General features: G+C 55.4%; 11 protein-coding genes. 8 read left to right on the plus strand and 3 right to left on the minus strand.

From position 1 onward, the window contains the following. The first annotated feature begins 182 nt into the window (after positions 1 to 182). The 6 genes from ACSQ3N_RS26805 (at position 183) to ACSQ3N_RS26830 (ending at position 9,267) form a co-directional block, all read left to right on the plus strand. Positions 183 to 1,091, plus strand: coding sequence for a tetratricopeptide repeat protein (locus tag ACSQ3N_RS26805; protein WP_436137179.1), 909 nt, complete (start codon positions 183 to 185; stop codon positions 1,089 to 1,091). A 1,028-nt stretch (positions 1,092 to 2,119) separates the two neighbouring features. Next, a complete protein-coding gene (locus ACSQ3N_RS26810) occupies positions 2,120 to 4,267 on the plus strand; it encodes a hypothetical protein (protein WP_436137180.1) in 2,148 nt (715 codons plus the stop codon). Beyond that, on the plus strand, positions 4,264 to 7,200 hold the full coding sequence (locus ACSQ3N_RS26815) for a hypothetical protein (protein WP_436137181.1): 2,937 nt from the start codon (positions 4,264 to 4,266) through the stop codon (positions 7,198 to 7,200). Before ACSQ3N_RS26810 ends, ACSQ3N_RS26815 begins: the two co-directional genes overlap by 4 nt. A 20-nt stretch (positions 7,201 to 7,220) precedes the next feature. Next, positions 7,221 to 7,895, plus strand: coding sequence for a hypothetical protein (locus ACSQ3N_RS26820; protein WP_436137182.1), 675 nt, complete (start codon positions 7,221 to 7,223; stop codon positions 7,893 to 7,895). A 79-nt stretch (positions 7,896 to 7,974) separates the two neighbouring features. Beyond that, positions 7,975 to 8,784: a DsbC family protein gene (locus tag ACSQ3N_RS26825; RefSeq protein WP_436137183.1), complete on the plus strand. Its 810-nt coding sequence runs from the start codon at positions 7,975 to 7,977 to the stop codon at positions 8,782 to 8,784. A 141-nt stretch (positions 8,785 to 8,925) separates the two neighbouring features. Beyond that, complete coding sequence (locus tag ACSQ3N_RS26830; protein ID WP_436148026.1) at positions 8,926 to 9,267, plus strand: hypothetical protein; 342 nt, start codon at positions 8,926 to 8,928, stop codon at positions 9,265 to 9,267. A gap of 60 nt (positions 9,268 to 9,327) precedes the next feature. Here ACSQ3N_RS26830 and ACSQ3N_RS26835 read toward each other — a convergent pair whose 3' ends face one another. From ACSQ3N_RS26835 to ACSQ3N_RS26845, 3 genes are read right to left on the minus strand one after another with little or no spacing between them, the layout of a single operon-like run. Continuing rightward, a complete protein-coding gene (locus ACSQ3N_RS26835) occupies positions 9,328 to 10,299 on the minus strand; it encodes a hypothetical protein (RefSeq protein ID WP_436137185.1) in 972 nt (323 codons plus the stop codon). Continuing rightward, a complete protein-coding gene (locus tag ACSQ3N_RS26840) occupies positions 10,289 to 10,978 on the minus strand; it encodes a hypothetical protein (protein ID WP_436137186.1) in 690 nt (229 codons plus the stop codon). Before ACSQ3N_RS26840 ends, ACSQ3N_RS26835 begins: the two co-directional genes overlap by 11 nt. Continuing rightward, positions 10,975 to 12,291 carry a GspE/PulE family protein gene (locus ACSQ3N_RS26845; RefSeq protein WP_436137187.1) on the minus strand — a complete coding sequence of 439 codons (1,317 nt, stop codon included), beginning with the start codon at positions 12,289 to 12,291 and terminating at the stop codon, positions 10,975 to 10,977. The genes ACSQ3N_RS26840 and ACSQ3N_RS26845 overlap by 4 nt, the downstream gene beginning before the upstream one ends. Before the next feature lie 195 nt (positions 12,292 to 12,486). Here ACSQ3N_RS26845 and ACSQ3N_RS26850 point away from each other — a divergent pair, with 195 nt between their 5' ends. Then, positions 12,487 to 12,939 (plus strand): hypothetical protein, encoded by a 453-nt coding sequence (locus ACSQ3N_RS26850; RefSeq protein WP_436137188.1) that lies wholly within the window; start codon positions 12,487 to 12,489, stop codon positions 12,937 to 12,939. 3 nt (positions 12,940 to 12,942) lie between these two features. Continuing rightward, on the plus strand, positions 12,943 to 13,836 hold the full coding sequence (locus tag ACSQ3N_RS26855) for a hypothetical protein (RefSeq protein ID WP_436137189.1): 894 nt from the start codon (positions 12,943 to 12,945) through the stop codon (positions 13,834 to 13,836). Position 13,837: the final 1 nt, after the last annotated feature.

Here is a 13,837-nt window from a genome sequence, read left to right on the forward strand (position 1 = left end):
GAAAGACATTTCTTTGCCCTTAATAATTGCATGTCGCAATTATAATTGCAAACCCATTAATTGGCAATTCATTCTCAGGGAAATAGCTGAAAAGTGCGTTTTTTGCGTGCTTTTCGGGGGGTGTTCGAGGGGGTCGTCCTCCCTACCATTAGTGCATCGTCATTCTGTGGTGAGCACAAAAAATGAACAAGAGAATTCGCCCGGAGATCATCAACAGGTTGTTGGCCATCTCCGCAGGCTTCCTCCTCGGCGCCGCGATGCCTGGAACTGCGAGCGCTTGTTCCGCCAATCTGGACCGCACCCAGATTGAAGCTGCTGATGGGTACCTTGACCAGAATCGTCCGGTTGACGCTTTCCGTGTCATGTATCCGCTTTCCCAAAACGGCAGCGGTGGTGCTCATCATTTCCTTTCCAAAATGTATGAAGAGGGTCGAGGACTCAAGAAGAGCCCCTTCATGGTCCGCCATCTCAACTGGATGGGTTCGCAGTATGGCGACCCGGAATCGATGTTTCGTGCAGCGCAAGATTTCTACGCCAAAGGGCACAAGAAAGACGGCGACTACTTAGCAGGCAAAGCTGTTGAGTGCGGGCACAAAGGCGCGCTCGTGCTGCTCCTCAAAAAGCGGATCGAGGACGGCAGCAAAGACGAGGCTCTCAAGCTTCTAGAGCGCGCCATCGAGCAATCAATTCCTGAAGCCAAATTCATCCTTGCTGAGCAGTACGACAAGGGTGGGCTCGGGCTCGCAAAAGATCCACGTGCGGCATTCAACTGGTACTACTTGGCAGCAAAAGATGGCGTGCCGAAATCCATGGCCGCTGTTGCTTACGCCTTCACTCGTGGCGATCACGGCCATGGGGTTCCTGACGACCGCGCTGCAATCCACTGGTATTTCATGGCAGCAAAGGCTGGCCACGTTGAGTCGATAACTGCATACGCCTGGATGCTTGCAAATGGAAGGGGCGCCCAGAAAGACGTTGATGAGGCGATTTATTACCTGAAGAAGGCTTCAAAGTTGGGTGACGCCAACGCGGATCAATTTTTGCTGGAATTTGGCGGCAAGGCCACCGCAAACAAGACGGCGAAGGGTTAACTGTGAAATCATTCGTCGCGAAATTTATCATAGCGCTGGTTTTAGGCGCGACTATGAATGCATATGCTGTCACAATGTATGCATATGTCAAGAATGATCTGCCGAACGCTGTTACGGTTAATCTGACTAACGATGGAGCGGTTTTTGGGGGGGGTGGTAGTGGCAGCTCTTCATTTACTGCTCCTCCCGGAGTAAGCACTAGCGGCAGCGGGAATTTCACTGATGGCATTCGCGTAAACCCATACATCAGCCCCTTTTCCGTCGGGGGTGGAAATCCGTGGAGTTTGTATTACTGCATGCGGCATTCTCCCTCCGGATTTCTGGATGCAAGTGCTACACCTTGCACGTCCGCGAATACCTACAAGGTTGGTGCTGATTCCACTACACCGTACGGACTTAGGCGGTTTCAGCAATGGGTTGTACTCACAAAAGTTGATTCCTATCTATTGAATCGTGCAACCAGCGGGCGGACAATAGGCTATGAAGTAAAATTCGTTAGTGGTTCCACAAAAGTAGGCACGTTGGCACCAGGTGAGGGCCTCCCGTTATTGGAGCCAGTAACCACCCTTTTCGTAAAGAATACTGCTAGCGATCAAGCGTGCGTTTATCAGAACGGATCGACAACATGTGCAAATATGTTGCCGAACACTACCCGCTCATATAGCCAGAGTGGGAGTTACGCTACGTATGAGGTGGATAAATCCACTGCACCGATTTGCCCCGCACAAAACGTTAACTGGGGGACCTCAAACTTCTGTTCAGGACCTGTCGCAGCAGGTGTTCCCGGCGACTCCTTTTCGGTGACCAACTCCACAACCGGAGCAACAGGCTCCGGCACCGCGTCATGTTCAGTCGCGGGCTGGACCGTGACGGCGTCATCTTGCTCGGCAAGTCTTAACGCTCCAACAGGTCTTTCCGCAACAAAAGGCACTTTGACGGGGCGGATTGACTTGTCTTGGTCGGCTATCCCAGGAGCTTCGACTTATCGCTTGCAGTACCGGAAGACGGGCGTCCCGACGTGGACAGATTTGACTTCCACGGCCTCCCTTACTCACTCATGGACCGGCGTTGCAGACCCGTCCGTTTTCGAGTTCCAAGTTCGCGGAGAGAACGACGTCGGCAATTCGGAATGGAGCGCAATCGACACTGGGTTCATCCGAGCTGCGTTAAATGCACTTTTCATTTCGCAGTCCAACGTGCCCCTCAAAGTGGCCGTCGGTAGCAAATTCCCCTTGAGCCAGGTCTGGCGCAATACAGGTGCTGAAACCTGGGCCGGCGCCGCCTATGGGACGGCACCGTTTGGCGCTGGAGGGGCAATTGATTGGGGCCTGGGCGTGACAGCTTTCGCAGGAACCACGGCAACCTCGGCAGAGGTCACGTCTTCCTTTACCGCGACGGCTCCTGCGACACCCGGGACTTACACCCTTCAGCGAATCGTGCAAAAGTCCGGCGTTAACCTTGGCGAACCATCGACACCGTTGACGGTGGTTGTTGTTGGACCACCTACTTGTTCCGCACTGACCACTGACCTCAGCACGACCTTCAATCCAAATGCCACTATTACAGCCACATTGGTAGGCGAATCGTCCGTTGAGTTTGCGAATGTTCGGGTCTGGGGTGATGCACAAGGAGAGACAGGCGCAGCAACCTATGCGATGACTTTCAATGGCACCAACTGGGTGGGGACTTTTCCTGTAGCGGCTCATTTGAGCCCTGGCGAGGTAAAGCTCAACCTTCAAGGGATGGTGGGCAACAGTCTCTTCAGTGCTGCTTCCTGTGCAGGTAGCTCTGTCGGGTTTCAGCAATTGCCTGTTCCAGCCGTAACGCTGGTACCCACATTCGGTACCTTCGGGGATCAATCGCTGCCGGGCTTCGTAGCTAACAGGCAGGGCGGTGAATTTGCCAAGATCACCATTGATCTTGGTTCGTACAGCAATTCGCTGAAAGCGCGCGTTGAAGTGATCGACGCGAACAACGTACCCCTTGCATCGCTCAACGCTGTCACTGCGTCGCAGCCGACATCACTTTCACTTTCGTCTTCAGTGCTCAACAAGCTGTCCAGTGCGTGGGGGATTGAAGCTGCGACGGTGCGAGTGACGTATTCGGACGCCGGCGCAGCATCTCAGGGCAAGAGCTTCCTGCTCGCAATCTCTTGGACTGCAGGACCTGGTGGTCTTTCTGTGAGCGCGGGTGGTGTAACGGGTGTGACCCCTACCGTGACCTCGGTCTTGAATCCTTCAGGCCCCGCCTTCGCTACTTCTACCTACGGTTCTTTCATTGGCTCAGTGAGGGTAGCCGCTGATCAGTCGAGCGTTGGCGCACAGCCAGTTACTGATACGGGAAGCTGGACTGTGTCTGGACTCGACTACTCCCAACTGTTTGCCACGCAGCTCGTTTCAGTTGCACGCGCAATTCCTCCCGCTGGCATTAGCTTGTTCAGTCCGCTGGAATTCACAAGCGCCCCCTTCGTGTTGCCTGTGCAATCCCCTTTATCAGTTGTCGCGACAGATGGAACGCGCGAGAACGACGTGCAAGTGACCTGGCCAGCCATCGCAACGGGCAGCGCCATCCGCTACCGGGTGTTTCGGGACTCCACAGAGATCACACCGAGCAGCGGCATAAACGCACTGGAAGTGGTCGACGTCCCACCAGTGCGCGGCACCACTTATAGCTACAGCGTGAAAACGCTGATTAACAACGTCATGAGCCAGGCTGATGTGACTGACACGGGCTTCGTTCCTGCTTGCCGCGCAGCACGTCTGATCGGTGCTTCCATGGACGCGAGCATGTCGGCAATCAACGGGTTGGTGGAGAGCTGGGAATGCCTGCAGGGGCTCGTTGGTGCCGGCCGCATAGACGCCTTGGAATCGTCTGAAATTCAGCTTGCTGGACAAAACCCAAAGTACCGCAGGTTCTCTTTCCCCATACCGACCGGAATGAATGATGGATCGCACACGCTGCGAGCCACGTTCGACTCCGCTGGGGTAGTTATCAATGCAAAGCGGACATATGAAATTCCTTTTGTGATGGACAGGTCGTCGATCACGATAAACAACCTGACCATTCTTTATGACGGCTCTGCAGCGCAAGCCGGACTTGAAGCAACGTCCATTGGCAGGTTCGGCATTCGGATGGATGGCGGCAATGGAATCGGCTTTGCAGAGGAAGTCAAATGAATAAAAGCTTTAACTTTGCCAAGTACCATTCATTGGTAAATGGCTTGATGATCCGCATCAAATCCAATCTGGTGCGACTGTGCGTTTTCGCCGCTTTCTCATTTGCCGCACATTCCGCAAGTGCAGCAAACTGGTCTGTTATTAACATGACCAGTGGGTCTTCTGCCGGCACGGTGAAAATCTGGCTTAGCGCTCAAGCTACTCAATCCAGTTCGCTCCTATCCACGGGTAAAAACGCGACGGTCGGCCCTAATTCGAACTACACATTTACGCATACTGCATATGCAGCAGAGTTCCAGGTCAACAACGTTGGATCAACGCCAATTTGTGCACAGGTTGATGACGCTTCTGACTATGAATTCGAATGCGTAAAGATTGACGCAGGCGGATTCAACGATATGTGGATGGGCGGGGCGGGTTCTACTTTGCTCATCAAGCCTTATGTCCCTCCAAGCTGCCCAGCCCAAACATTGCGGTGGGGCAGCGGTAACTTCTGCAGCGCACATGCTGATGAATCAGACATTGGCACTGCTCTAAATCTGTCAAACATTTCGAATGGCGCAACGGGCCAAGCTTCAGCGACTTGTTCAGGGTCGGGCACTTGGACTGTATCCGATGGGGGTTGCTTCGCTAGTATGCAAGCTCCTCTCACATTCTCTGCCACAGATGGGGTCAGCTCCACAAGTATTAACTTATCGTGGGGAGCCACTTCTGGCGCGTCTGCCTATCGTATTCAATATCGTAAGCAAGGCACCACTAGTTGGTTGAATCTTATCCCCGCGGTTACAACTTCAGCTCTGACTTATTCGTGGGCAACCGTGCCTGATGACGGCATATACGAATTTCAGGTACGCGCTGAAAATAATCTTGGCACTTCCCCATGGTCATCTACGGAGACAGGGTACATAAAACCTTTTGTCGGGCCGCAGTTTATTTCGCAAACAGGGATTCCAGCAAAGCTAGGCGTAAATCAATCCTTCACGTTTTCCCAGGTTTGGAAGAATATCGGGTCCGAAACCTGGACTAGTGCTGCTTACGGAACAGGAAGCTTTTCTACGAATGGCGCTATTTCCTGGGGTATCCCGTTCACAGCATTTGCTGGAACTACTGGAAACAATGCTCAGGTTACAACGACGCTCACTGGAACTGCGCCATCCTCTGCGGGGACCTACACCTTGCAGCGGATTATGCAGAAGAGCGGGAGCAACTTTGGCACGGCTTCGACCTCGGCAAGTATTGTTGTTTATGACACGCCGAAATGTTCAGCCGTTAATACCGATATTTCTACGACTTTCAATCCCAACGCTACTGTAACTGCCACTTTGGCCGGTGCATCCTCCGTCGAAGCTGCTTCGCTTCGAGTGTGGGGCGATATTCAGGGAGAAGGAAATGGGATAGCGTATCCAATGACCTTCAACGGATCAAACTGGATCGCGACATTTCCCCTCGCCGCGCACCTGCAGCCTAACGAGGTGAAAATTAATCTCAAGGCCTCCGTATCGAATAGCGTGTTCTCAGCCAGTGAGTGCGCAACCTCAGCAGTCACATACCAAAACTTGCCCATTCCAGTCGTCTCGCTTGCGGCAACGATGGGCTCGTTTGGCGACGCCACGAGACAGGGCTTTGTGGTCAACCGCGCTGGGGGTGATTTCGCAAAAGTGACAGTGGATCTGGGTGCCTACTCAGGTTCGTTGAAGGCGCGCGTTGAAGTCCTGGATGAGTCAAACGCCAGCCTTGCGGTCGTGTTGAATGCAGTGACCCCGAACGCGCCGGTGACCATGCAAATGTCCTCCTCGACGTTGGGAGCAAACGCAAATGCTTGGCAGATGGTGAACGCCACTGTTCGGGTCACGTACGCCGATGCGACAGCAGCTACCCAAGGTCGCGTTGTACTTGTACCGATTTCGTGGACGGTGGCTCCTGGTGGCCTCATTGTTTCTGCTTCTGGTGCCGTCAGCTCGACACCCACGGTGAATGCTGCACTGGGCCCAACGACGGGTGTATTTAGTACCGCCTCGTTTGGTACTTTTGTGGGATCTCTCCGTTTGGCGTCCGATCAGTCGCCTGTCGGTCAGTCCAAAGAGATCGGAGACAGCGGCACATGGTCTGTAGCTGGCCTCGACTACGGCGTTTTGCATTCCGCTCAATTGGTTGCTGTTGCGCGTTCCGTTCCTCCCATCGGCGTGACTCTTTTCACTCCGCTGGAATTCGCAAGCGCTGCGTTTGTGTTGCCTGTGCAGTCGCCCTTGTCGGTCGTCGCAACAGATGGCACGCGGGAGAACGACGTTCAGGTAACTTGGCCAGCCATCGCTACGGGCAGCACTATCCGCTACCGGGTGTTCCGTGATGCCACAGAGATCACACCGAGCAGCGGCATCACCGCTCTGGAAGTGGTCGACGTCCCACCGGTTCGCGGCACCACTTACAGCTATAGCGTGAAGACGCTGATCAACAACGTAATGAGCCAGGCTGATGTGTCTGACACAGGCTTCGTCCCTGCTTGCCGCGCTGCGCGTTTGATTGGTGCCTCCATGGACGCGAGCATGTCGGCGATCAACGGCTTGGTGGAGAGCTGGGAATGCCTGCTGGGTCTTGCTGGTGTTGGCCGGATAGACGCTTTGGAAGCTTCGGAAATCCTTCTTGCAGGGCAAAACCCAAAGTACCGGCGATTCACTTTCCCGCTGCCCGCAGGTCTGGTGGACGGAGCTCACGTGATGCGTGCAACGCTCGACTCGGCGGGAGTTGTTATCAACGCATCGCGAACATATGAAATTCCTTTTGTGGTTGATCGGGCCGCGATCACGGTCAATAACTTGTCCATCCTCTATGACGGCTCACCGGCCCAGTCCGGCCTTGAAGCATCGTCCATCGGCCGCTTCGGCGTGAAGATGGATGGTGGCTCCGGCATCGGTTTTGCCGAAGAGTTGAAGTAGCACGAGCTGGGATCAACCACATGCCCGATATGAACGTTTCGCGCCGCGCCACACTCAGCTGCCTTGCAGGCCTGTCGCTCGCTCCTGCTTCAATGCTTTCCGTCGCCGCTCCGGCCCAGCCTAAGGGCGGGATGACTGAGCTGCAGAAGCAAATGATCACAGCCTTGCCAGTCTTGCCTTGGCTGTCGCTGGGTGAGACCACCATCACCCAGGTGAGGGCACCTATACAGCAGCTGATAGCTTCCCACAGAGGCTATGTCATGGTCACCGATGGCACTTCGGTTGAAACCGGTGGAGCCTTCATCAACCTTGCCTCATCCAGCAAGTTCGGACTGATGGGAGTGGCGGGCTGCAACATGGTCACGCTGGACTTTGAAGGTTCTCGCAAAGCTCAGCTTGTCGCATTGACCGTGGACCGCGGCTGGGCAAACAAGAACGAGGCCCCGTTGCTGGACAGCCTGACCAGCCGGTACGCAAGCATCACTCCACCCGTAACTGTCCGAGATGGCGATTCCGAGGCCTCCGACAAAACCATGCTTTTCGACATTGGCCGTTTCGTTGTCGAAGCCCAGGTGCCGCAACACGGCACTTTCCTGACGGTGACCTTTACGACGAAAGAGCTTCTCAAAAAGCTTCGGACCATGGACGGCACCGTAAAGATGCTCTTGCCATACCTGAAAAACTCTGTTTCCTGAACTCAATTAATTGACGTGAATTGCAAATACACCGCAATCGGTCATACAATTACTAAAGCAACCTTCTGAGCAAATCAAAATGCAATTGTTTTCCATCAACATGATCAAAATTCGCACCGCAGCATTGAGCTGTTTCGTCGCCCTTGCAGCAGCCAGTACGCTCTTTGTGAGCGGAGGTGCGTCAGCCGCGCCCCCCGCAGAGAAGGCGCTGAGCGTCGAACGGAAGGCCGAAACCGAAGCCCTTGCAGCCAAATTGCGCAAAGCAATGCCTGGCCTGGTGATCGACGCTATCCGGCCCGCGCCAATACCTGGCCTGTGGGAGTTGGTTTCCGGTGGGGACGTTGCCTATTTCACGGCCGATGGGGTGTACATGATCCAGGGCACGCTCTTCAACGTGCAGGATCGGCGCAACATCAGCGAAGAAGCGCTGACTGTAGGCCGCGCGCAAGCCCTGGCTTCGATCTCAAAAGCTGCTCTTGTGGTCTACCCAGCGAAGGGAAAGTCCAAGCACACGATCACCGTTTTCACCGATCCATCGTGCCCCTTCTGCCAGCGCCTGCATGCCGAGATTCCCGCTCTCAATGAGCTGGGGGTGACGGTGCAGTACGCTCCTTACGCACGGTCTGGGAACGGCACGCTGACGAATCGTCAGATGCAGGAGGTTCTCTGTGCTGACGATCCAAAATCATCCATGGAATCGTTCATGGCGAGCCCCAACAAAAACTCCTCTGGTGGTGACTGCAAGGGTGCCCAAGAGTTGGTTCTGGTCTCCAAGGTCGCCAATCAGGTTGGCCTCAAGGGTACCCCGCACATCGTGACCGATTCCGGCAAGTCCATGTCCGGATACATGCCCGCCAAAGAGCTGCTCGCTACCCTCCAGGCAAAGTAAGCAGCTGCCCTTTTTTTAGACTCCCTCCGCCTCGCAAGAGGCTTGCCGCTCCTTGGGGGCGGTTTTTTTTGGGCGGTAAAAATTACGCTATGTAGAACTGCTTATATACAAATTGTTTGATCGTATGCAAAAATGTCACATATGAAATCGGCTACTAATACGTCTTTAGCCGCATGTGATGAACTGACCTTTTCGGTCCCAACTGATGTGTCTTTCGCTGATCTCCACCTGCGATGGCATGGGGGTGGGATCATCCACTTTGACTGGTTTCCCATTGAGCGCCTGTGCGAAGCCTCTGCCATTAACGCAGAGCTGATTCGCAACAGTGGTCCTGAAAACGTGGCCAAGCTCATCAACTACTGGTACATCGTCCATCGCCTCAACGGTGGCGCACCAGATCCAGTCAAAGAGGAGGCCATGAGTCTCGTGGCCACGGGCCACTGGGGAGAGATCCAGTTCATCCATGCTCCCGGCCATGCCTAATCCATCGTCAACCCATAAAAAAGCCTCATGGAAATGAGGCTTTTTTTTGGTCTGGAAGAACTACTTCGCTAGCAGCATCTTCTTCCACTCAGACGCGCCTAGCGGCAGCATGGCGTTGGTCATCTTGCCACCGGCGCCCTCATAGAGCAGGGGCAGGGTATCGAGCTTGGCCAGCAGCGCCTGCGTGCTGTTGTTGTCGAGTTTGAAGATGCCGGTCCCGAGCATTTGCTTGGTCGCAGCGTCAGCGGTCAGCTTTCGTGGCTGCAGCCACGCGGTTTTCTCGGCGTTACGCGCGTATTCAATGGCCCGCTCGATGCCGTCCTTGCTGGCAGCGTGGGAGCCGTAGGCGATAGCCATCGCTGCGCCTGCCGTTTCGCTCTTTGCGTTGCTCACAAAGACGAAATTGATGGTCCTCGGGTTCTCGCCCGCGGCCTTCAGGGAGCGGTGCAGCTGAACCACGTTCAGGAAGCTGTCTTTGCCTGCCTGCGGGCCCAGGTCAACGACAAAGGTCAAGGGGGACGCCTTGGTTTTGCCTCCAGCCAGCTCGATGCTGTGCATTTCTTGAGGGCGCAGGGCTTTGGCCGGGGTGTCTTCAAGCTGGCCGCGCAGGTACCGTTCAAGGTCCATGCTCACGTCTCGGCCGCGCTTCATGTCAATGGCCATGCCGATGAACAGATATTGCTGGGCCGGGTCGGAATAGAAGAAGTAAAGGGTCTTCTTTCCGTCAGGGAAGTCGTCGTTGTACTCGGTGCCCTCAACCACGTAGGCGTCGAGCCCAGGGAAGGCGTTTGCAACCTTGTGGATGACCTTGGGGTTTTCGATCCTTACCTTCGGGTCGCTGCCCAGCAGCTCCTGCAGCCTGCGCGAATCCTTGAGCCATTCGGGCAAAGCTTCAGGTGCTGGAGCGGTGATCTTCGGGGCCTTGCCGTTCGGCCCACTGAAAAAATCACTGATGTTGCCGGCGTTCGCCATGCCCACATTGAAAGCTAGGAAGGAAGCGAACAGGGTGGCAGCGAAAGTTTTAGAGCGCATGGCGATCCCCTTGAATGATGCGGCTGGTGATGCCGTTCATGAGCAACAGCATGTGTTGGGGATTGCCCTGCACATGGTCTGGGTTGATCACGTAGCGACCAGCGATTGCGACCGAAGGCGTCGCTGTGAGTTTGTAGTTTTTGACCACGTTGGCATGAGCAGGGAGCCGGGCTTCGATACTCTTGCCCTTTGTACGCACGTACTGTTGAATGTCCTTTGCATTGGCTCCAGCCTCAACCAGAGCGCGCAGGACGTAATCCATGTCCAGGTTGGCCCGAGGCGGCAGGGCATTCTCTGCATCGCCTTGAATGGCCATGTACATGGAGTAGTCGAAGGCGGGGAGGGCTTTCGGAGCCACAGCCTGGCCAATCATTCGGCCCATGACCGCGGCGATCAGCTTGGGGTTGTCGCCGTTGGTGATGACCGGGAATGCCTCAAACGATAAAGAGGCGGGCAGGGTGGCACCCCAGCCGATCAGGCCGTTGTGATATCGCAGGCAGAACGGGCAGTCGTAGGTGAAAAGAAGTCGGACCTTCTTGCCGTCCTCGGGGATAGGGTTCTCCAGGACGTCGTACGGCTTGGCGTCGGGATTGGCAGGGCCATTGTTTGGCTTGAGCGCTTGCGCAAAGCTTGGCGCTGCTACAGACGCCAAAAGGGAGAGCGCGAGACGGCGTTTCATTGGGATTCCTCTTCAGTTTCGTCAACGGAATGAACCATTGCGGAGCCGGTGACGGCCATGGCCTCACCAACGGTTGTAACGCCCTGAGCGACCAGCCTGTAGGCGTCGTGCGTCAGGGTTCGGTATTGGGGTTGCAAAGCTGCAGCTGCCCGCAGTCCCTTCAAGTCGCTTCGCTCTACGGCAAGACGAACTTCAGGCGATGCGACAACGATTTCAAAAACGGGGGTTCGGCCAGACCAACCGTCGCGGCATTTGGAGCATCCGTCCGGGTTGTGGGTGTAGATCGTCCCGATGGCACTGACTTCTTCCGGGCTCATGCCGCAGGAATGAATCTGCTTGCTGACGTAGCTGTCTATTGGCTGGGGAATGCGGCAGTGTGGGCAGACCGTTCGCACTAGGCGCTGAGCAAGGAATCCGGCCAGCGCAGCTGATAGCGCGTTGGGATCGACGTCGAGGTCGAGCAATCGATTGAGCGTGATCGTGGCGGAATTGGCATGCAGCGTGGACAGCACAATGTGCCCAGTGAGAGCGGCTTGTGTGGCCAGGCCAGCGGTCTCGGCGTCCCGGATCTCGCCAACCAAGATCACGTCCGGGTCTTGCCGAAGCATCGACTTGAGCGCTTTGGCGAACGTCAGTTGGCGATTGGTAGCAGCCTGGACGATCCCCTGAATGCGGAATTCGATGGGATCTTCAATGGTGATGATCTTGACCTGCTCGGTATGCAGCTGCTGCAAGATTCCGTACAGAGTCGTGGTTTTGCCCGAGCCGGTGGGTCCGGTCACGAGAAAGAGCCCCATCGGCTGGGCGATGATGTGTCGGATAGCGGCACGAATGTCCTCCGGCATCTTGAGATCGTCGAGCTTCATGAGGTGAGCCGACTGATCCAAGAGCCGGCACACGATGGATTCACCCGTACCCAGAGGCAAAAGACTCACGCGGAGATCAATAACGCGGTCATCAACTTCGAAGGAGAACTTGCCGTCGAGTGAAGACATGCGCTCAACCAGCGACATGCGGCACTTCATTCGGATTTTCCCGTTGAATTGGTCCGACATGGTCTTGCTCACAACGTCGATCAGCGAGAGTTCTCCACGGTTGCGAAAACGGATCAAGCAGTCAGCGCCGGTGTCCTCGAAGTGAACGTCGCTCACGCCTTCTCGCGCTGCACGCAAGAACAGGTTGTTTAGGTACTCCACAGCTGCTCTGTCGTTGCCACCAGTGGAGATGAATTTCAGAGGCTCATTGGAGACATGCTGCGCACCGCCCGAGGAGGAAACCTCGCGCATAGCCAGAACTCTGTTATCGAATGACATGGGAATTGACTCCGTAATTACCCTCCTATTGTCTTTGCAGACTCAAGTCAAGTCAATAAACTGAACTGTAAGTATCAGGGTGTTTCGTAGAGACAACGCAAGAATAATTGCAACTGTGCAATTGCTAATTGCAATTAATGCAATTACAATCGAATCATCAGTTCGGAGGCTTGAGCCCCAGTGGCAGGAGATGAAATGGACCAACCAAAATACGGCTCCGGTGCCGACGGCCCAGCGGAGTCGAGCGTTCTCAGCCAGATACTTGGAGTGGCACAGCTCAGCCGCCTGGAGCGGGTCCAGCGCGCAACGCGTGTTCGCGAGTTGACGACCCGTCTATGCAACCTTCTGCCAGCGATGGGCGAGGACGAACGGGCTTCCTTTGCGGAGCTGGTCGGCCTGGTTCGACAAGAGCACGTGGCGGCCTGCGACGCGCAACACGGCGCCATGGAGGCTGAGTCAGCGCAGGAGACGCTGGCCACCGTTCGCTTAGAACTCGAAAAGCTGCGTGAGGCCAATGCGAAGATGCATGTGATTGCGCTCAGCATGCAGAGTTCGCATGCTCAGGGCCGTGAGGCTGAAAAACCAAGAAGCTCACCAGTGGCCATCCTCACCAACTGGATCAAACGATTTCAATCCAACAAGGGATAGTCAATGTCGGTACTCGCAGTGCTCACGAAAGAGCAAGAGGATGGTTCGTTTCTCACGAAGTGGAGCTGGAAGCAGCAGGCCACGGCGCGGCCCCTGGTCGGCACCATTCGAGTGACCGTAGATTCCGCTCACCGGGAAGACCGGGATGCTCTCGCCGAACTTCAGGCCCTCTACCACTTGCTTGAGGTGCGCAATGTTCAGGGGTCGAATCGCATGGGCAATGGCATCACGGTTGAGGTGACTGCAGGCTCCATCCGTAAAGCATTGCTGAAAGGCTCTCTCAAGGTCAGTGGTACCGGGAAAACCGTGAAGCCCCATGTTGCTCAGTGCGCGACGTTCCTAGCCACCAAATACTTTGAAGCCAGCTTCGAGGTTGGGCGCTGGCGTGATGAGGAGCCCCGCGCGGTGGAAGATGAAGTGTCGGTCCACCTGGGACCTCAATTCCCCAAGATCCATCTCCGTTGCGACTTCCTCGGCGACGAAGTGTTTGTCAGTCGACATGCAATGAACCGATATGTCGGGCGCATCAGCGAGGGACTTGATCGCTATGCAGAAAACGATCTTTCGAAGCTGCCTGATTCACGGTGGACTGCCGCATGGGTGTGGTTTACAAATGTCTTGCAACACAAGGACCTGCGTACCGCTGATTTGCTTCCAGAGAAGCAACAACAATTCTTGTCCAAGTACGGCTCGAAATGCTCGTATCTCCTTTTTCAGGATGCAGGCGCAGTGCTCGTTTTGCGCAAGGCCCCGATTGGCTACGACACATTGACGGTATTGCGCGTAAGCCCATACACACCGATTCTTGTAGAGCAGCGCTACGTCGTCGGGCAGAAGATCGTGAGCGCACGCAACCACAGACCGTCACGCCAAAGGTCCAACGGCGAGGGGAAATAGC

It is taken from the genome of Acidovorax sp. LjRoot194, from assembly GCF_964253015.1.
Lineage (GTDB): Bacteria > Pseudomonadota > Gammaproteobacteria > Burkholderiales > Burkholderiaceae_C > Acidovorax.

Excerpts from the sequence above, each read along its gene's own strand:
- ACSQ3N_RS26805 (WP_436137179.1), top strand. The coding sequence starts at position 183 with ATGAACAAGAGAATTCGCCCGGAGATCATCAACAGGTTGTTGGCCATC.
- ACSQ3N_RS26815 (WP_436137181.1), top strand. The coding sequence starts at position 4,264 with ATGAATAAAAGCTTTAACTTTGCCAAGTACCATTCATTGGTAAATGGC.
- ACSQ3N_RS26820 (WP_436137182.1), top strand. The coding sequence starts at position 7,221 with ATGCCCGATATGAACGTTTCGCGCCGCGCCACACTCAGCTGCCTTGCA.
- ACSQ3N_RS26825 (WP_436137183.1), top strand. The coding sequence starts at position 7,975 with ATGCAATTGTTTTCCATCAACATGATCAAAATTCGCACCGCAGCATTG.
- ACSQ3N_RS26830 (WP_436148026.1), top strand. The coding sequence starts at position 8,926 with ATGAAATCGGCTACTAATACGTCTTTAGCCGCATGTGATGAACTGACC.
- ACSQ3N_RS26835 (WP_436137185.1), bottom strand. The coding sequence starts at position 10,299 with ATGCGCTCTAAAACTTTCGCTGCCACCCTGTTCGCTTCCTTCCTAGCT.
- ACSQ3N_RS26840 (WP_436137186.1), bottom strand. The coding sequence starts at position 10,978 with ATGAAACGCCGTCTCGCGCTCTCCCTTTTGGCGTCTGTAGCAGCGCCA.
- ACSQ3N_RS26845 (WP_436137187.1), bottom strand. The coding sequence starts at position 12,291 with ATGTCATTCGATAACAGAGTTCTGGCTATGCGCGAGGTTTCCTCCTCG.
- ACSQ3N_RS26850 (WP_436137188.1), top strand. The coding sequence starts at position 12,487 with ATGGACCAACCAAAATACGGCTCCGGTGCCGACGGCCCAGCGGAGTCG.
- ACSQ3N_RS26855 (WP_436137189.1), top strand. The coding sequence starts at position 12,943 with ATGTCGGTACTCGCAGTGCTCACGAAAGAGCAAGAGGATGGTTCGTTT.